This is a genomic window from Klebsiella sp. 141198, from assembly GCF_050600785.1.
GTDB lineage: Bacteria > Pseudomonadota > Gammaproteobacteria > Enterobacterales > Enterobacteriaceae > Klebsiella > Klebsiella aerogenes.
In genome coordinates, this window is the sequence record NZ_JAQIRM010000012.1 from 1 (window position 1) to 19,440 (window position 19,440).

Annotated in this window: 15 protein-coding genes; 10 read left to right on the top strand and 5 right to left on the bottom strand. The window is 53.6% G+C overall.

What is annotated here, in order from left to right:
- The 10 genes from PGR10_RS24910 to dcuB form a co-directional block, all read left to right on the top strand.
- Positions 1–657, top strand: a 657-nt coding sequence (locus tag PGR10_RS24910) for an EF-Tu/IF-2/RF-3 family GTPase (RefSeq protein ID WP_430924275.1), incomplete at its 5' end; no start/stop codon positions are given.
- 232 nt (positions 658–889) lie between these two features.
- Positions 890–1,273, top strand: coding sequence for a preprotein translocase subunit SecE (secE, locus tag PGR10_RS24915; RefSeq protein ID WP_015368827.1), 384 nt, complete (start codon positions 890–892; stop codon positions 1,271–1,273).
- 1 nt (position 1,274) lies between these two features.
- Positions 1,275–1,820 carry a transcription termination/antitermination protein NusG gene (gene nusG, locus PGR10_RS24920; RefSeq protein ID WP_007665882.1) on the top strand — a complete coding sequence of 182 codons (546 nt, stop codon included), beginning with the start codon at positions 1,275–1,277 and terminating at the stop codon, positions 1,818–1,820.
- A gap of 156 nt (positions 1,821–1,976) precedes the next feature.
- The gene (gene rplK / locus PGR10_RS24925) at positions 1,977–2,405 is read left to right on the top strand and encodes a 50S ribosomal protein L11 (protein ID WP_020079906.1); all 429 of its coding nucleotides are present in this window, start codon (positions 1,977–1,979) and stop codon (positions 2,403–2,405) included.
- Positions 2,406–2,408: 3 nt separating this feature from the next.
- Complete coding sequence (gene rplA / locus PGR10_RS24930; protein ID WP_015368826.1) at positions 2,409–3,113, top strand: 50S ribosomal protein L1; 705 nt, start codon at positions 2,409–2,411, stop codon at positions 3,111–3,113.
- 414 nt (positions 3,114–3,527) lie between these two features.
- Complete coding sequence (gene rplJ / locus PGR10_RS24935) at positions 3,528–4,025, top strand: 50S ribosomal protein L10 (protein ID WP_004097644.1); 498 nt, start codon at positions 3,528–3,530, stop codon at positions 4,023–4,025.
- Positions 4,026–4,091: 66 nt separating this feature from the next.
- Entirely contained in the window at positions 4,092–4,457 is a 366-nt protein-coding gene (rplL, locus tag PGR10_RS24940; RefSeq protein ID WP_087859253.1) for a 50S ribosomal protein L7/L12, read from the top strand.
- A gap of 324 nt (positions 4,458–4,781) precedes the next feature.
- Positions 4,782–8,810: a DNA-directed RNA polymerase subunit beta gene (rpoB, locus tag PGR10_RS24945; RefSeq protein WP_015704004.1), complete on the top strand. Its 4,029-nt coding sequence runs from the start codon at positions 4,782–4,784 to the stop codon at positions 8,808–8,810.
- A gap of 76 nt (positions 8,811–8,886) precedes the next feature.
- On the top strand, positions 8,887–13,110 hold the full coding sequence (rpoC, locus tag PGR10_RS24950; protein ID WP_045397360.1) for a DNA-directed RNA polymerase subunit beta': 4,224 nt from the start codon (positions 8,887–8,889) through the stop codon (positions 13,108–13,110).
- A gap of 396 nt (positions 13,111–13,506) precedes the next feature.
- Positions 13,507–14,847, top strand: coding sequence for an anaerobic C4-dicarboxylate transporter DcuB (gene dcuB / locus PGR10_RS24955; protein WP_045397357.1), 1,341 nt, complete (start codon positions 13,507–13,509; stop codon positions 14,845–14,847).
- 42 nt (positions 14,848–14,889) lie between these two features.
- Here the strand turns inward: dcuB and PGR10_RS24960 are convergent, their stop codons facing one another.
- From PGR10_RS24960 to thiG, 5 genes are all read right to left on the bottom strand, one after another.
- Positions 14,890–15,207, bottom strand: a complete 318-nt coding sequence (locus PGR10_RS24960) for a PTS lactose/cellobiose transporter subunit IIA (protein WP_015704005.1) — start codon at positions 15,205–15,207, stop codon at positions 14,890–14,892.
- Positions 15,208–15,210: 3 nt separating this feature from the next.
- Positions 15,211–15,516 carry a PTS sugar transporter subunit IIB gene (locus PGR10_RS24965; protein WP_045380683.1) on the bottom strand — a complete coding sequence of 102 codons (306 nt, stop codon included), beginning with the start codon at positions 15,514–15,516 and terminating at the stop codon, positions 15,211–15,213.
- 175 nt (positions 15,517–15,691) lie between these two features.
- A complete protein-coding gene (locus PGR10_RS24970) occupies positions 15,692–17,224 on the bottom strand; it encodes a sensor domain-containing diguanylate cyclase (RefSeq protein ID WP_308958273.1) in 1,533 nt (510 codons plus the stop codon).
- Between the two features lie 314 nt (positions 17,225–17,538).
- Complete coding sequence (thiH, locus tag PGR10_RS24975; RefSeq protein WP_430924276.1) at positions 17,539–18,672, bottom strand: 2-iminoacetate synthase ThiH; 1,134 nt, start codon at positions 18,670–18,672, stop codon at positions 17,539–17,541.
- Positions 18,669–19,439, bottom strand: coding sequence for a thiazole synthase (thiG, locus tag PGR10_RS24980; protein ID WP_087859255.1), 771 nt, complete (start codon positions 19,437–19,439; stop codon positions 18,669–18,671). The genes thiH and thiG overlap by 4 nt, the downstream gene beginning before the upstream one ends.
- Between the last annotated feature and the right edge of the window lies 1 nt (position 19,440).

Genomic DNA, 19,440 nt, shown 5'->3' on the forward strand with positions numbered 1-19,440 from the left:
AAAGCGCTGGAAGGCGACGCAGAGTGGGAAGCGAAAATCATCGAACTGGCTGGCTTCCTGGATTCTTACATTCCGGAACCAGAGCGTGCGATTGATAAGCCGTTCCTGCTGCCGATCGAAGACGTATTCTCCATCTCCGGTCGTGGTACCGTTGTTACCGGTCGTGTAGAGCGCGGTATCATCAAAGTTGGTGAAGAAGTTGAAATCGTTGGTATCAAAGACACCGCGAAAACCACCTGTACTGGCGTTGAAATGTTCCGCAAACTGCTGGACGAAGGCCGTGCGGGCGAGAACGTAGGTGTTCTGCTGCGTGGTATCAAACGTGAAGAAATCGAACGTGGTCAGGTACTGGCTAAGCCGGGCAGCATCAAGCCGCACACCAAGTTCGAATCTGAAGTGTACATCCTGTCCAAAGACGAAGGCGGCCGTCATACTCCGTTCTTCAAAGGCTACCGTCCGCAGTTCTACTTCCGTACTACTGACGTGACTGGTACCATCGAACTGCCGGAAGGCGTAGAGATGGTAATGCCGGGCGACAACATCAAAATGGTTGTTACCCTGATCCACCCGATCGCGATGGATGACGGTCTGCGTTTCGCAATCCGTGAAGGCGGCCGTACCGTTGGCGCGGGCGTGGTTGCTAAAGTTCTCGGCTAATCGCTGATAACATTTGACGCAATGCGCAATAAAAGGGCATCATTTGATGCCCTTTTTGCACGCTTTCACACCAGAACCTGGCTCATCAGTGATTTTTTTTGTCATAATCATTGCTGAGACAGGCTCTGAAGAGGGCGTAAAGTCCGAAACGCAGCAGAGCATTTCGGTTTGGTCGCCTCGCATTTAACGCGGGGCGAAGATGTTTGTCTGAATTCTTGTGACAGGTTGGTTTATGAGTGCGAATACCGAAGCTCAAGGGAGCGGGCGCGGCCTGGAAGCGTTGAAGTGGGTTATCGTTGCCGTGCTGCTGATCGTAGCCATCGTAGGCAACTTCCTTTATCGCGACATTATGCTGGCGATCCGTGCGCTGGCTGTGGTGATTCTTATCGCTGCTGCCGGTGGCGTCGCTCTGTTAACGACAAAAGGTAAGGCGACTGTCGCCTTCGCCCGCGAAGCGAGAACCGAAGTCCGCAAAGTGATCTGGCCGACCCGCCAGGAAACGCTGCACACCACGCTGATTGTTGCTGCCGTAACTGCAGTAATGTCACTGATCCTGTGGGGACTGGATGGTATTCTGGTTCGCCTGGTATCCTTTATCACTGGCCTGAGGTTCTGAGATGTCTGAAGCTCCTAAAAAGCGCTGGTACGTCGTTCAGGCGTTTTCCGGTTTTGAAGGTCGCGTAGCTACGTCGCTGCGTGAACATATCAAATTACACAACATGGAAGAGTTGTTTGGCGAAGTCATGGTTCCGACCGAAGAAGTGGTTGAAATCCGTGGCGGCCAGCGTCGCAAAAGCGAACGCAAATTCTTCCCAGGCTACGTTCTGGTTCAGATGGTCATGAACGACGCGAGCTGGCACCTGGTGCGCAGCGTCCCGCGTGTGATGGGCTTCATCGGCGGTACTTCCGACCGTCCGGCGCCGATCAGCGACAAAGAAGTCGATGCCATCATGAACCGTCTGCAGCAGGTTGGCGATAAGCCGCGTCCGAAAACGCTGTTTGAGCCGGGCGAAATGGTTCGCGTCAACGATGGTCCGTTTGCTGACTTTAACGGCGTTGTTGAAGAAGTGGACTACGAGAAGTCTCGCCTGAAAGTTTCCGTTTCTATCTTCGGTCGTGCGACTCCGGTAGAACTGGACTTCGGTCAGGTTGAGAAGGCGTAAGCCGGCGATCAAAAAAGCAGCGATTTAATCGTTGCATAGGGCGCGAAATTGGCATACAATTTCGCGCCTTTTGTTTTTATGGGCCTGGCCCGTAAAACGATGTTTAATCACGGGGAGCTTCTCTGAAGCGTTAATACCCAATTTGAGGATTTAAGAATGGCTAAGAAAGTACAAGCCTACGTCAAGCTGCAGGTTGCAGCTGGTATGGCAAACCCGAGTCCGCCGGTTGGTCCAGCACTGGGTCAGCAGGGCGTTAACATCATGGAATTCTGCAAAGCGTTCAACGCAAAAACTGAATCCATGGAAAAAGGTCTGCCAATCCCGGTTGTTATCACCGTTTACGCTGACCGTTCTTTCACTTTCGTTACCAAAACTCCGCCGGCAGCAGTTCTGCTGAAAAAAGCGGCTGGTATCAAGTCCGGCTCCGGTAAGCCGAACAAAGAGAAAGTTGGTAAAATTTCCCGCGCTCAGCTGCAGGAAATCGCGCAGACCAAAGCTGCCGACATGACTGGTGCCGACATTGAAGCGATGACTCGCTCCATCGAAGGTACTGCACGTTCCATGGGCCTGGTAGTGGAGGACTAAGAAATGGCTAAACTGACCAAGCGCATGTCCGTGATTCGTGAGAAAGTTGATGCAACTAAACAGTACGACATCAACGAAGCCATCTCTCTGCTGAAAGAACTGGCGACCGCTAAGTTCGTTGAAAGCGTTGACGTTGCTGTAAACCTGGGCATCGATGCTCGTAAATCTGACCAGAACGTACGTGGTGCAACTGTACTGCCGCACGGTACTGGCCGTTCTGTTCGCGTTGCCGTATTTGCACAGGGCCCGAACGCTGAAGCTGCTAAAGCTGCAGGCGCCGAGCTGGTAGGTATGGAAGATCTGGCTGACCAGATCAAGAAAGGCGAAATGAACTTTGACGTTGTTATTGCTTCCCCGGATGCAATGCGCGTTGTTGGCCAGCTGGGCCAGGTTCTGGGCCCGCGCGGCCTGATGCCAAACCCGAAAGTTGGTACCGTAACTCCTAACGTTGCTGAAGCGGTTAAGAACGCTAAAGCTGGTCAGGTTCGTTATCGTAACGACAAAAACGGCATCATCCACACCACCATCGGTAAAGTGGACTTTGACGCTGACAAACTGAAAGAAAACCTGGAAGCTCTGCTGGTTGCGCTGAAAAAAGCAAAACCGACTCAGGCTAAAGGCGTGTACATCAAGAAAGTTAGCATCTCCACCACCATGGGTGCAGGTGTTGCAGTAGATCAGGCTGGCCTGAACGCTTCTGCAAACTAATGCCTTTACGTGGGCGGTGATTTTGTCTACAATCTTACCCCCACGATTCTGTCAATAAGACAGACGCTATGCGAGTCATTTGAATTGCAGCAAGGCAGCAATCGAGTGAATCACCGGGAGTGTAGTTAATTACATGACCGGTGTGAGCGAGAGCAGCTAACGCCGCTGCGGTTCGAAGGACGAAGTCATAGGAAGAATTTGTTCGTTGGAGCCTGGCCTATCCAGGCCTCCGTCGAAGACCGCAGGTGTTTCGTAAGAAACTTAATCCCCTGCGTAGACGGTGACAGAACGCTAAGATTATTTTTTGGATACTCTGGCTTGTTTCTGCTCACCGTATTAAGACGCTCTATTCGTTGAATAGAGTGAAGTGAGTTCCAGAGCATAAGCTCTGGCAAACATCCAGGAGCAAAGCTAATGGCTTTAAATCTTCAAGACAAACAAGCGATTGTTGCTGAAGTCAGCGAAGTAGCCAAAGGCGCGCTGTCTGCAGTAGTTGCGGATTCCCGTGGCGTAACTGTAGATAAAATGACTGAACTGCGTAAAGCAGGTCGTGAAGCTGGCGTTTACATGCGTGTTGTTCGTAACACCCTGCTGCGCCGCGTCGTTGAAGGTACTCCGTTCGAGTGCCTGAAAGACACGTTTGTTGGTCCGACCCTGATTGCATACTCTATGGAACACCCGGGCGCTGCTGCTCGTCTGTTCAAAGAGTTCGCGAAAGCGAATGCAAAATTTGAGGTCAAAGCCGCTGCCTTTGAAGGTGAGCTGATCCCGGCGTCGCAAATCGACCGCCTGGCAACTCTGCCGACCTACGAAGAAGCAATTGCACGCCTGATGGCAACCATGAAAGAAGCTTCGGCTGGCAAACTGGTTCGTACTCTGGCTGCTGTACGCGATGCGAAAGAAGCTGCTTAATCGCAGTTATCTTTGTAAAGCACTCGCTTACGTATAAACTTATTCTGATATTCAGGAACAATTTAAATGTCTATCACTAAAGATCAAATCATTGAAGCAGTATCCGCTATGTCCGTAATGGACGTTGTTGAGCTGATCTCTGCAATGGAAGAAAAATTCGGTGTTTCCGCTGCTGCTGCTGTAGCTGTAGCTGCTGGCCCGGCTGAAGCTGCTGAAGAAAAAACTGAATTCGACGTAATTCTGAAAGCTGCTGGCGCTAACAAAGTTGCTGTTATCAAAGCAGTACGTGGCGCGACTGGCCTGGGTCTGAAAGAAGCTAAAGACCTGGTAGAAGCTGCACCGGCTGCACTGAAAGAAGGCATCAGCAAAGACGACGCTGAAGCTCTGAAAAAATCTCTGGAAGAAGCTGGCGCTGAAGTTGAAGTTAAATAAGCCAACCCTTCCGGTTGCAGCCTGAGAAATTAGGCTGAGGCTGGTGACTTTTTAGTCACCAGCCTTTTTGCGCTGTAAGGCGCCAGTAGCATTTCACACTGTTTGACTGCTGGTTTGCCTCACAATGCTTGTTTCTATCGACGACTTAATATACTGCGACAGGTTAGGGTTCCTGGGCTGTGTAAATCGCAATGAAATGGTTTAAGCGTGATAGCAACAGGCATTGCGGAAAGTGTTCCATTTTCCGGTCAACAAAATAGTGTTGCATAAAAAACTGCCCTTTCCGGGCAGATGGGTCGACTTGTCAGCGAGCTGAGGAACCCTATGGTTTACTCCTATACCGAGAAAAAACGTATTCGTAAGGATTTTGGTAAACGTCCACAAGTTCTGGATGTGCCTTATCTCCTTTCTATCCAGCTTGACTCGTTCCAGAAGTTTATCGAGCAAGATCCTGAAGGGCAGTATGGTCTGGAAGCAGCCTTCCGTTCCGTATTCCCGATTCAGAGCTACAGCGGTAATTCAGAGCTGCAATACGTCAGCTACCGTCTGGGCGAACCTGTTTTTGATGTTAAAGAATGTCAGATCCGTGGCGTGACGTATTCCGCACCGCTGCGCGTGAAACTGCGTCTGGTGATCTACGAGCGCGAAGCGCCGGAAGGCACCGTTAAAGACATTAAAGAACAAGAAGTCTACATGGGCGAAATCCCGCTCATGACCGACAATGGTACCTTCGTTATCAACGGTACCGAGCGTGTTATCGTTTCTCAGCTGCACCGTAGCCCGGGCGTCTTCTTTGACAGTGACAAAGGTAAGACTCACTCTTCCGGTAAGGTCCTGTATAACGCACGTATCATCCCTTACCGTGGTTCCTGGCTGGACTTCGAATTCGACCCGAAAGACAACCTGTTCGTTCGTATCGACCGTCGTCGTAAACTGCCTGCAACCATCATTCTGCGCGCGCTGAATTACACCACTGAGCAGATCCTTGACCTGTTCTTCGAGAAAGTGGTCTTTGAAATTCGCGACAACAAGCTGCAGATGGAGCTGGTACCGGAGCGTCTGCGCGGTGAAACCGCCTCCTTCGATATCGAAGCCAACGGTAAAGTGTACGTTGAGAAAGGCCGTCGTATTACCGCGCGCCATATTCGCCAACTGGAAAAAGACGATATCAAACATATCGAAGTTCCGGTTGAGTACATCGCGGGCAAAGTTGCTTCTAAAGACTACATCGACGAAGCGACTGGCGAACTGATCTGCCCGGCGAACATGGAGCTGAGCCTGGATCTGCTGGCTAAACTGAGCCAGTCCGGCCACAAGCGTATCGAAACGCTGTTCACCAACGATCTGGACCACGGTCCGTACATTTCTGAAACTGTACGCGTCGACCCAACCAACGATCGTCTGAGCGCGCTGGTAGAAATCTACCGCATGATGCGCCCGGGTGAGCCGCCGACTCGTGAAGCGGCTGAAAGCCTGTTTGAGAACCTGTTCTTCTCCGAAGACCGCTACGATCTGTCCGCGGTTGGTCGTATGAAGTTCAACCGTTCTCTGCTGCGCGACGAAATCGAAGGTTCCGGTATCCTGAGCAAAGACGACATCATCGAAGTGATGAAGAAGCTCATCGATATCCGTAACGGTAAAGGCGAAGTCGATGATATCGACCACCTCGGCAACCGTCGTATCCGTTCCGTTGGCGAAATGGCGGAAAACCAGTTCCGCGTTGGCCTGGTGCGTGTAGAGCGTGCGGTTAAAGAGCGTCTGTCTCTGGGCGATCTGGATACCCTGATGCCTCAGGATATGATCAACGCCAAGCCGATTTCCGCAGCAGTGAAAGAGTTCTTTGGTTCCAGCCAGCTGTCCCAGTTTATGGACCAGAACAACCCGCTGTCTGAGATTACGCACAAACGTCGTATCTCCGCACTCGGCCCAGGCGGTCTGACCCGTGAACGCGCAGGCTTCGAAGTTCGAGACGTACACCCGACTCACTACGGTCGCGTATGTCCAATCGAAACGCCTGAAGGTCCGAACATCGGTCTGATCAACTCCCTGTCCGTGTACGCACAGACTAACGAATACGGTTTCCTCGAGACCCCGTATCGTAAAGTGACCGACGGTGTTGTTACCGACGAAATTCATTACCTGTCTGCTATCGAAGAAGGTAACTACGTCATCGCTCAGGCGAACTCCAACCTGGATGACGAAGGCCACTTTGTTGAAGATCTGGTTACCTGCCGTAGTAAAGGCGAATCCAGCTTGTTCAGCCGCGACCAGGTTGACTACATGGACGTATCCACCCAGCAGGTGGTATCCGTCGGTGCGTCCCTGATCCCGTTCCTGGAACACGATGACGCCAACCGTGCATTGATGGGTGCGAACATGCAACGTCAGGCGGTTCCGACTCTGCGCGCTGATAAGCCGCTGGTTGGTACCGGTATGGAACGTGCTGTTGCCGTTGACTCCGGTGTTACTGCGGTGGCTAAACGTGGCGGTACTGTTCAGTACGTGGATGCTTCCCGTATCGTTATCAAAGTTAACGAAGACGAGATGTACCCGGGCGAAGCAGGTATCGACATCTATAACCTGACCAAGTACACCCGTTCTAACCAGAACACCTGCATCAACCAGATGCCTTGCGTGTCCCTGGGCGAACCAATTGAACGCGGCGACGTCCTGGCCGACGGCCCGTCCACCGACCTCGGTGAACTGGCGCTGGGTCAGAACATGCGCGTAGCGTTCATGCCGTGGAACGGCTACAACTTCGAAGACTCCATCCTCGTATCCGAGCGTGTTGTCCAGGAAGACCGTTTCACCACCATCCACATTCAGGAACTGGCATGCGTGTCCCGTGACACCAAGCTGGGGCCGGAAGAGATCACCGCTGACATCCCGAACGTGGGTGAAGCTGCGCTCTCTAAACTGGATGAATCCGGTATCGTTTATATCGGTGCGGAAGTGACCGGCGGCGACATTCTGGTTGGTAAGGTAACCCCGAAAGGTGAAACCCAGCTGACTCCGGAAGAGAAACTGCTGCGCGCGATCTTCGGTGAGAAAGCGTCTGACGTTAAAGACTCTTCTCTGCGCGTACCGAACGGTGTCTCTGGTACCGTTATCGACGTTCAGGTGTTTACCCGTGACGGCGTAGAAAAAGACAAGCGTGCTCTTGAGATCGAAGAGATGCAGCTGAAGCAGGCTAAAAAAGACCTGTCTGAAGAACTGCAGATCCTCGAAGCTGGTCTGTTCAGCCGTATCTACGCTGTGCTGGTTGCCGGTGGCGTTGAAGCTGACAAGCTCGACAAACTGCCGCGCGATCGCTGGCTGGAACTGGGCCTGACCGACGAAGAGAAACAAAATCAGCTGGAGCAACTGGCTGAGCAGTATGACGAACTGAAACACGAGTTCGAGAAAAAACTCGAAGCGAAACGCCGTAAAATCACTCAAGGCGACGATCTGGCACCGGGCGTGCTGAAGATTGTTAAGGTATACTTGGCCGTTAAACGCCGTATCCAGCCTGGTGATAAGATGGCAGGTCGTCACGGTAACAAGGGTGTTATCTCTAAGATCAACCCGATCGAAGATATGCCGCACGATGCTAACGGTACGCCGGTAGATATCGTACTGAACCCGCTGGGCGTACCGTCTCGTATGAACATCGGTCAGATCCTGGAAACTCACCTGGGTATGGCTGCCAAAGGTATCGGCGATAAGATTAACGCCATGCTGAAACAGCAGCAAGAAGTCGCGAAACTGCGCGAATTCATCCAGCGTGCTTACGATCTGGGCGCTGACGTTCGCCAGAAAGTTGACCTGAATACCTTCAGCGATGAAGAAGTTCTGCGTCTGGCTGAAAACCTGCGTAAAGGCATGCCGATCGCAACGCCGGTATTCGACGGTGCGAAAGAAGCTGAAATCAAAGAGCTGCTGCAGCTGGGCGACCTGCCGACTTCCGGTCAGATCACTCTGTTTGACGGCCGCACCGGTGAACAGTTCGAACGTCCGGTAACCGTGGGTTACATGTACATGCTGAAACTGAACCACCTGGTCGACGACAAAATGCACGCTCGTTCCACCGGTTCTTATAGCCTGGTTACTCAGCAGCCGCTGGGTGGTAAGGCGCAGTTCGGTGGTCAGCGCTTCGGTGAGATGGAAGTGTGGGCGCTGGAAGCATACGGCGCGGCCTACACCCTGCAGGAAATGCTCACCGTTAAGTCTGATGACGTGAACGGTCGTACCAAGATGTATAAAAACATCGTGGACGGCAACCACCAGATGGAACCGGGCATGCCGGAATCCTTCAACGTACTGTTGAAAGAAATCCGCTCGCTGGGCATCAACATCGAACTGGAAGACGAGTAACTCTCGCTCAAACAGGTCACTGGTGCCGGGGTAAAACCCGGCGCCAGATTGTGCTAACTCCGACGGGAGCAAATCCGTGAAAGACTTATTAAAGTTTCTGAAAGCGCAAACTAAAACCGAAGAGTTTGATGCGATCAAAATTGCTCTGGCATCGCCAGACATGATCCGTTCATGGTCTTTCGGTGAAGTTAAAAAGCCGGAAACCATTAACTACCGTACGTTCAAGCCAGAACGTGACGGTCTGTTCTGCGCTCGTATTTTCGGGCCAGTAAAAGACTATGAGTGCCTGTGCGGTAAGTACAAGCGCCTGAAACACCGTGGTGTTATCTGTGAGAAGTGCGGCGTTGAAGTGACCCAGACCAAAGTGCGTCGTGAGCGCATGGGCCACATCGAGCTGGCGTCTCCGACTGCCCACATCTGGTTCCTGAAGTCTCTGCCGTCCCGTATCGGTCTGCTGCTGGATATGCCGCTGCGTGATATCGAACGCGTACTGTACTTTGAATCTTATGTTGTTATCGAAGGTGGCATGACCAACCTCGAACGCAACCAGATTCTGACTGAAGAGCAGTACCTGGACGCGCTGGAAGAGTTCGGTGACGAATTCGACGCGAAGATGGGCGCCGAAGCTATTCAGGCCCTGCTGAAAAGCATGGACCTGGAGCAAGAGTGCGAGCAGCTGCGTGAAGAGCTGAACGAAACCAACTCCGAAACCAAGCGTAAAAAGCTGACCAAGCGCATTAAGCTGCTGGAAGCGTTCGTTCAATCTGGCAACAAGCCGGAGTGGATGATCCTGACCGTTCTGCCGGTTCTGCCGCCAGATCTGCGTCCGCTGGTTCCGCTGGATGGCGGTCGTTTTGCGACTTCTGACCTGAACGATCTGTATCGTCGCGTCATTAACCGTAACAACCGTCTGAAACGTCTGCTGGATCTGGCTGCGCCGGACATCATCGTACGCAACGAAAAACGTATGCTGCAGGAAGCGGTCGACGCCCTGCTGGATAACGGTCGTCGCGGTCGTGCGATCACCGGTTCCAACAAACGTCCTCTGAAATCTTTGGCCGATATGATCAAAGGTAAACAGGGTCGTTTCCGTCAGAACCTGCTCGGTAAGCGTGTTGACTACTCCGGTCGTTCTGTAATCACCGTAGGTCCATACCTGCGTCTGCATCAGTGCGGTCTGCCGAAGAAAATGGCGCTGGAGCTGTTCAAACCGTTCATCTACGGCAAGCTGGAACTGCGTGGCCTGGCCACCACCATCAAAGCCGCTAAGAAAATGGTTGAGCGCGAAGAAGCTGTCGTTTGGGATATCCTGGACGAAGTTATCCGCGAACACCCGGTACTGCTGAACCGTGCGCCAACACTGCACCGTTTGGGTATCCAGGCATTCGAACCGGTTCTGATCGAAGGTAAAGCTATTCAGCTGCACCCGCTGGTTTGTGCGGCATATAACGCCGACTTCGATGGTGACCAGATGGCTGTTCACGTACCGCTGACGCTGGAAGCCCAGCTGGAAGCGCGTGCGCTGATGATGTCTACCAACAACATCCTGTCCCCGGCGAACGGCGAACCAATCATCGTTCCGTCTCAGGACGTTGTACTGGGTCTGTACTACATGACCCGTGATTGTGTTAACGCCAAAGGCGAAGGCATGGTGCTGACTGGCCCGAAAGAAGCGGAGCGTATTTATCGCGCCGGTCTGGCCTCTCTGCATGCGCGCGTTAAAGTGCGTATCACCGAATACGAAAAAGACGACAATGGTGAGTTCGTCGCGAAGACCAGCCTGAAAGACACGACCATTGGCCGTGCCATTCTGTGGATGATCGTACCGAAAGGTCTGCCGTTCTCTATTGTGAACCAGGCGCTCGGTAAGAAAGCGATCTCCAAGATGCTGAACACCTGTTACCGTATTCTGGGTCTGAAACCGACCGTTATTTTTGCGGACCAGACGATGTACACCGGCTTTGCTTATGCAGCGCGTTCAGGTGCATCCGTTGGTATCGATGACATGGTCATCCCGGAGAAAAAATACGAAATCATCAGCGAAGCGGAAGCTGAAGTTGCTGAGATTCAGGAACAGTTCCAGTCTGGTCTGGTCACCGCGGGCGAACGCTACAACAAAGTTATCGATATCTGGGCTGCGGCGAACGATCGTGTATCCAAAGCGATGATGGATAACCTGCAAACCGAAACCGTTATTAACCGTGACGGTCAGGAAGAGCAGCAGGTTTCCTTCAACAGCATCTACATGATGGCCGACTCCGGTGCGCGTGGTTCTGCTGCACAGATTCGTCAGCTGGCTGGTATGCGTGGTCTGATGGCGAAGCCGGATGGCTCCATCATCGAAACGCCGATCACCGCGAACTTCCGTGAAGGTCTGAACGTACTCCAGTACTTCATCTCCACCCACGGTGCTCGTAAAGGTCTGGCGGATACCGCACTGAAGACAGCGAACTCCGGTTACCTGACTCGTCGTCTGGTTGACGTTGCGCAGGACCTGGTTGTCACTGAAGACGACTGCGGCACCCTGGAAGGCATCACCATGACGCCGGTTATCGAAGGTGGCGATGTTAAAGAGCCGCTGCGCGATCGCGTACTGGGTCGTGTGACTGCTGAAGACGTTCTGAAGCCGGGTACCGCGGACATTCTGGTTCCACGCAACACGCTGCTGCACGAGCACTGGTGTGATCTGCTGGAAGAGAACTCCGTTGACTCCGTCAAAGTTCGTTCCGTTGTATCCTGTGACACCGACTTTGGTGTATGTGCGCACTGCTACGGTCGTGACCTGGCGCGTGGCCACATCATCAACAAAGGTGAGGCTATCGGCGTTATCGCGGCACAGTCCATCGGTGAGCCGGGTACACAGCTGACGATGCGTACGTTCCACATCGGTGGTGCGGCATCTCGTGCGGCTGCTGAATCCAGCATCCAGGTGAAAAACAAAGGTAGCATCCGTCTGAGCAACGCGAAGTCGGTTGTGAACTCCAGCGGTAAACTGGTTATCACCTCTCGTAACACCGAACTGAAGCTGATCGACGAATTCGGTCGTACGAAAGAAAGCTATAAAGTGCCTTACGGTTCCGTTATGGCTAAAGGCGATGGCGAACAGGTTGCTGGCGGTGAAACCGTTGCAAACTGGGATCCGCATACCATGCCGGTTATCACCGAAGTGAGTGGTTTTGTCCGCTTCACTGACATGATCGACGGCCAGACCATTACTCGTCAGACCGACGAGCTGACCGGTCTGTCTTCGCTGGTGGTTCTGGATTCCGCAGAACGTACCTCCGGTGGTAAAGATCTGCGTCCGGCGCTGAAAATTGTTGATGCTCAGGGCAACGACGTTCTGATCCCAGGCACCGATATGCCTGCTCAGTACTTCCTGCCGGGTAAAGCGATTGTTCAGCTGGAAGATGGCGTACAGATCAGCTCTGGTGACACCCTGGCGCGTGTACCGCAGGAATCTGGCGGTACCAAGGACATCACCGGTGGTCTGCCGCGCGTTGCGGATCTGTTCGAAGCACGTCGGCCGAAAGAGCCGGCAATCCTGGCTGAAATCAGCGGCATCATTTCCTTCGGTAAAGAAACCAAAGGGAAACGTCGTCTGGTTATCACCCCGGTAGACGGTAGCGAACCGTACGAAGAGATGATCCCGAAATGGCGTCAGCTGAACGTGTTCGAAGGTGAACGTGTAGAACGTGGTGACGTGGTTTCCGACGGTCCGGAAGCGCCGCACGACATTCTGCGTCTTCGTGGCGTACACGCGGTAACGCGTTACATCACCAACGAAGTGCAGGACGTTTATCGTCTGCAAGGCGTTAAGATTAACGATAAGCACATTGAAGTTATCGTTCGTCAGATGCTGCGTAAAGCGACCATCGAAAGTGCTGGTAGCTCCGACTTCCTCGAAGGCGAGCAGGTTGAATACTCCCGCGTTAAGATCGCTAACCGCGAGCTTGAAGCGAATGGCAAAGTTGCGGCAACCTATTCCCGCGACCTGCTGGGTATCACCAAAGCGTCTCTGGCAACCGAGTCCTTCATCTCCGCGGCATCGTTCCAGGAGACCACTCGCGTGCTGACCGAAGCAGCCGTTGCGGGCAAACGCGACGAACTGCGCGGTCTGAAAGAGAACGTCATCGTGGGTCGTCTGATCCCGGCGGGTACCGGTTATGCGTACCACCAGGATCGTATGCGCCGTCGCGCAGCAGGCGAGCAGCCGGCTGCACCGCAGGTGAGCGTAGAAGAAGCGTCTGCCAACCTGGCAGAACTGCTGAACGCAGGCCTGGGCGGTTCTGACAACGATTAATCGTTGATTCGCTAAGCGCTTAAAAGCCAGTCAGGTTTCCTGACTGGCTTTTTTATTATCTGTCGATTTATTTCACCTAAACTGAATTACATTTATTTAATGTAATTGCCGCAATTAATTAGCAAATTAAACATTCTTGATAATTATCTATTTGCTATTTCTTTATGCCATCACTAATCGATGGATAAAAATTCTACATGTATCAAAAAATAAGCGCCGCAAACGCTATATAGTCAAAACACTCAAAGAATCATGTGATTACTTTCCCAGTCCTTTTCGGTTTACCGCAACTGAGGGGTTCGCTGCGCCTGTTAAAAGGCAATGGAGGAGGTGAGCAAAAATAAAAATAAAACGGAGAGTATTGTCGTTATTTAATGGATAGCTTCTGGGGGATGCATGGAATTTGCTATACAGCTCATCATTATCTTAATTTGTCTGTTCTACGGCGCGAAAAAGGGTGGTATTGCGCTCGGTCTTTTAGGCGGCATTGGCTTAGTTATCTTAGTTTTTGTCTTTCATCTTAAACCAGGAAAGCCACCGGTTGATGTCATGCTGGTCATTATCGCGGTGGTGGCCGCCTCGGCGACGCTACAGGCATCCGGCGGTTTAGACGTGATGCTGCAGATTGCCGAGAAGCTCCTGCGGCGCAATCCCAAATATGTTTCTATCGTCGCGCCATTCGTCACCTGTACGTTGACTATCCTGTGCGGTACCGGGCACGTGGTGTATACGATCCTGCCAATTATTTACGACGTGGCGATTAAAAATAATATTCGCCCGGAACGGCCGATGGCGGCGAGCTCGATTGGCGCCCAGATGGGGATCATTGCCAGCCCGGTTTCGGTGGCGGTGGTCTCGCTGGTGGCGATGCTCGGAAACTTTACCTTTAACGGTAAGCATCTTGAGTTTCTCGATCTACTGGCGATAACCATTCCGTCAACGCTGCTGGGGATCCTGGCGATTGGCATCTTCAGCTGGTTCCGCGGTAAGGACCTTGATAAAGACGAGACCTTCCAGGCGTTTATTGCGATACCGGAAAACCGTCATTATGTTTATGGCGATACGGCTACGCTATTGGATAAAAAGCTGCCGACCAGCAACTGGATTGCGATGTGGATCTTCCTTGCCTCAATTGCCGTGGTGGCGCTGTTGGGCGCGTTTTCCGAACTGCGTCCGGCGTTCGATGGTAAGCCTCTCTCAATGGTACTGGTAATCCAGATGTTTATGCTGCTCTCCGGGGCGCTTATCATCATCATTACCAAAACTAACCCGGCATCGATTTCTAAAAATGAGGTTTTCCGCTCGGGGATGATCGCTATCGTCGCGGTATATGGTATCGCATGGATGGCGGAAACCATGTTCGGCGCGCACATGACCGAGATTAAAGGCGTGCTCGGAGAGATGGTGAAGGAGTACCCGTGGGCCTACGCTATCGTGCTGTTATTGGTATCGAAGTTCGTCAACTCCCAGGCGGCGGCGCTGGCGGCGATTGTTCCGGTAGCGCTGGCGATCGGCGTTGACCCGGCCTATATCGTCGCTTCCGCGCCCGCCTGCTACGGCTATTACATCCTGCCGACCTACCCAAGCGATCTGGCGGCGATTCAGTTTGACCGTTCAGGCACGACCCATATTGGCCGCTTCGTCATAAACCATAGCTTTATCCTGCCGGGATTAATTGGCGTGAGCGTTTCTTGCGTCTTTGGCTGGGTGTTCGCGGCGATGTACGGTTTTCTGTAAGTGAGACAGGCGCCGCTGGCGGCGCCTGATGATTCATCGGGATTATTGTGCGGGCGGCAGGCGGCGATACAGTTCGATCATATCGGTCGCTAAATCCTGAATCACCATCGCGTTCATCAGATGGTCCTGCGAGTGCACGGTAATCAGGTTCACCGGCAGCTTGCCGCTGCCTTCATCCAGGCCGATAAGCTGGGTCTGGATTTTATGCGCATGCTTCACAAACTCGTGGGAGTCGGCCATAGCCTGTTCGGCGGCGGCGAAATCGCCTTTACGCGCCTGCTGTAGGGCGGTGAGGGCAGAACTGCGCGCGGAGCCGGCGTTGACCAGCAGCTCCATGATAATCGTCTCTAAATCTTCCATGCCTTACTCCATCAGCTTCAGGGCTTTATCCAGAACGGCATCGCCTTTCATCATGCCGTAATCCATCATATCGATAACGGCGACCTTTTTACCGACCGGGTCGGCTAGCGCCTGTAATTTCGCCTGCTCATACTTCACCTGTGGGCCGAGCAGGATAATATCCGCCGCGGCCAGGTTATCCTTGAACTCCGCTACCGGCACGGCTTTGATCGAGACTTCGATGCCTTTCTTTTGCGCGGCGTCTTTCATGCGTTGCACCAGCATGCTGGTGGACATTCCTGCGGCACAGCATAAAACGATATTCTTCATAGTTTCATCGCCCTTATGTATGTTCCTTGATGCATCATCTTTATCGCGGGCGGCGGCGCGGCACAACCGCTTCACCATGATTGTGTGTAAAACATCACAAAAAATGAAACCGGTTTCAATTTTGCAGCGGCAGAGATAAAAAGGCCCGCAAAAGCGGGCTATCAGGGAGTTATGCTCAGGCGCGAACGATTCGGTTCTTGCCCTGCTGTTTGGCCTTATACAACGCTTCATCCACGCTAACGACCAGTTTTTCCAGCGGCTCCATATTCCATTCCCCGAGGCCGGCGCTAAAGGTGACGGTTAATCCTTCTTCGCGCCAGGTTCGGCTGGCAACGTTAAGACGCCAGCTCTCCAGAATGGTGAGCGCGTTGTCGATATGTTCGGCAGGGAAGATGACGGCAAACTCTTCGCCGCCGTAGCGGTAAAGCGAGATCTCCTGCGGCTGCAGGATCTGTATCCCTTCACGCGCGACGTTGCGCAGCACGATGTCGCCATTGAGATGGCCCCAGGTATCGTTAATTGATTTAAAGTTATCGATATCGACCAACGCGAGGGCGAAAGGCTGGTGATCGTTCATCAGCGCGGCGATATCGCTGTCGAAGGCGCGACGGTTTTTGCAGCCGGTTAGCGCATCGATGGTGGCCTGGCGGACATAGGTGAGCTCGCGCTGCTTATTGCTCTCGATAGCCTTGCTGAGCATGGCTTCCAGCCGCGGCGCGCGTTTGACGTCGCCGGTCTTAATGGCGTTAATGATGTTCATCAGTACGGTACGCGAAGCGTGGCGCAGATACAGCCCGAACAGGACGATGACAATGGCGGCGAGGGCGAATCCCCAGGCGACAATATCGGTTTCATAGCGCGTCAGGTCATCAAGGGTGGTATCGGTGACGCGGAAAATAACGAACCAGTCGGGGTTGGTAAAGGAATAGTAGTAGTACCAGGCCTTATGTTCCTCATCATAAAGTTGGCCTTCCGCGCTGGTCATTTTGTCCATCAGTTCCGCGCTAACGTAGGTTTTAAATAGCGCGCCTGTATCGGGATGGATCACCACTTTGCCGTCGCGTTGTACGACAAAAAACTCCCCCTGTACCGGCGAGACAATCTGCCGTAACGCGTAGCCCATCGAGGTCAGATCCATATGAAACGCCAGGCTACCTTTAAGCCTCCCCTGCGGCGAAATGACAGGCCGGTAGACGGTGACGGTAGGATGGTGGGTGAAGTAGTCAAGGTAAGGAGTGGTATAGAGACTGAATGTACTGGCTTCCGCCTGACGAATAAACCAGGGGCGCGTTTTCGGATCAAACGTGCGGCTCTCATCGCCTTCCATCACTTCGGGAGCGCGCAGATAATGGCCGAGAGTATCGGCAAGCGAAATGGAGGAGACTGTCGGCATCAGCTCCTGCAGACGCATCAAGTCGTCCAGACCCTTTTGCGGATTGACATTTACGGCGATATTGAGCGCATCGTCACGGGCAAAGTATTTCGTCGCGCGCGCCAGAATGTAGTCATTCTCGCGCAGCAGCGATTCGGTGTAGTTCACCGCAAGGTTATGGGTGAAGTTACGGTTAATATGATGATAATCTTCAAGAAAGTTTTTCTTTTGCGTCGCGGTAACAAAGATTGCAATCAGTAAAAAACTGAGCAAAATCCCCGCAAACCCCACTACGATCGGCGTAGTAAAAGAGAGCTTTCTGTTGTGGCGTGCCATAAGTTGTTAATCGTCCGGGATTTATAAACCGTGGGTTTAGACGCAGGTTAAGCCAGCATGCCTGCTTAGCGAATCAGGTAACTATCGCTAAATTATAACGCTGAGTGCGCTCAGCATCGTGATTAATATTCGATAGCAATATGTTTGCGGCACTGCGGACGGTAGAGGCAGGGCGAAGAGAGGAAAGAAAAATTCGCCCTGGTCAGCGTCCGCTGCTGACCAGGGCAGAATAGAAAAACGACGGCAGTTCGGCGAGCCTCCGTTTTTCATCTCTCGTGCAGGCACGCAAAATAATCAGCTGCTTGCAGCATGCTTTATGATGATTGCGAGGCGCGTCCCAGCCAGCTATCCCAGTCTTTCCATACCGGCTGCAGACCACGGGCGGTCAGCGCGCTGGCGACTTCTTCAGGGCGGCGATCGTCGTGTGGCGCAAATTGCTCAAGTTCCGGATGATCGTCGGCGTAGCCGCCGGGCTGGGTTTTAGAGAACGCGCTAACGTTGTTAATCGCCAGCGGGATCACCCGGTCGCGGAACCACGGTGATTCACGGGTCGATAGCGACAGCTCAACCTCCGGCGCCAGCAGGCGGAAAGCGCAAATCGTCTGCACCAGCTGACGTTCGTCCATTAATGAGGCTGGCGTAATGCCTCCGGCGCAAGGGCGTAAACGCGGGAAGGAGATAGAGTAGCGGCTGCGCCAGTAGCGCTGCTGTAGCCACAGCAGATGTTCGGCGACCATAAAGCAGTCCACCCGCCAGCTGTCGGAAAGACCAATGAGCGCGCCGAGGCCGATCTTGTCGATCCCCGCTTCGCCCAGGCGATCCGGCGTATCAAGGCGCCAGAAGAAATCCTGCTTTTTACCTTTCAAGTGGTGCTGGGCATACATGCCTTCATGGTAGGTCTCCTGGTAGACCATCACCCCATCAAGCCCCAGCGTTTTTAGTTCGGCATACTCTTCGGTCGCCAGCGGCTGCACTTCCATATGCAGCGAGGCAAACTGGCGGCGGATGGATGGCAGATGCTGGCGGAAATAATCCATTCCGACCTTACTCTGATGTTCGCCGGTGACCAGTAACAAATGCTCAAAGCCTAAATTGCGGATTGCGGCGCATTCGCGGGCAATCTCTGCTTCATCCAGCGTCTTGCGCTTAATGCGATTACTCATTGAGAAGCCGCAGTAGGTACAGTCGTTGGCGCACAGGTTGGACAAATACAACGGTACGTAAAAGCTGACGGTGTTGCCGAAGCGCTGCCGGGTGAGGCGCTGAGCGCGCTGGGCCAGCGGTTCAAGGTAATCGGCCGCGGCAGGAGAGAGCAGAGCCATCATGTCATCGCGGGTGAGCTGCTTTGCCGCCAGCGCTCGTTCGACGTCGGCGGCGGTTTTGCTGTTGATGCGCAGGCGGATGTCATCCCACTCCAGCTGCCGCCAGCGATCGCTAAAAGTTTTCATGCCAGCGCCTCCAGAAAGCCGGTCAGCGGGCTGGTGGCCTGCGCCTGAGTACTGCGCGTTCCCGGTCCGGCCTGACGCGCCAGCAATCCGGCATCGACCGCCATGCGGAAGGCGCGAGCCATGGCGACAGGATCGTCGGCGACGGCAATGGCGGTGTTGACCAGTACCGCATCAGCGCCCATCTCCAGCGCCTGCGCCGCGTGGCTTGGCACGCCAATCCCGGCATCAACCACCACCGGTACCGTCGCCTGTTCGATAATAATCTCCAGCATGGCTTTGGTTTCCAGCCCTTGGTTGGAGCCTATCGGCGCGCCCAGCGGCATCACCGCCGCGCAGCCGACCTCTTCCAGCCGTTTGCACAGGACCGGGTCGGCGCCGCAATAGGGCAGGACGACAAACCCTTCGCGCACCAGCAGCTCCGCCGCCTTCAGGGTTTCAATGGGGTCAGGCAGCAGCCAGCGGGCGTCCGGGTGGATCTCCAGTTTCAGCCAGTGGGTGCCTAAGGCTTCCCGCGCCAGGCGGGCGGCAAAAACCGCTTCTTCCGCCGTCTTGGCGCCTGAGGTATTCGGCAGCAGGTTAACGCCCGCCGCCAGCAGCGGCGCGAGAATCGCGTCATTATGCTGGCGTAAATCGACGCGCTTCATTGCCAGCGTCACCAGCTGGCTTCCCGAGGCGCGAATCGCCTCGACCATCACCTCTGGGGCGGCGAATTTGCCGGTTCCGGTAAAAAGGTGGGATTCAAATGTCTTATCAGCAATACGTAACATA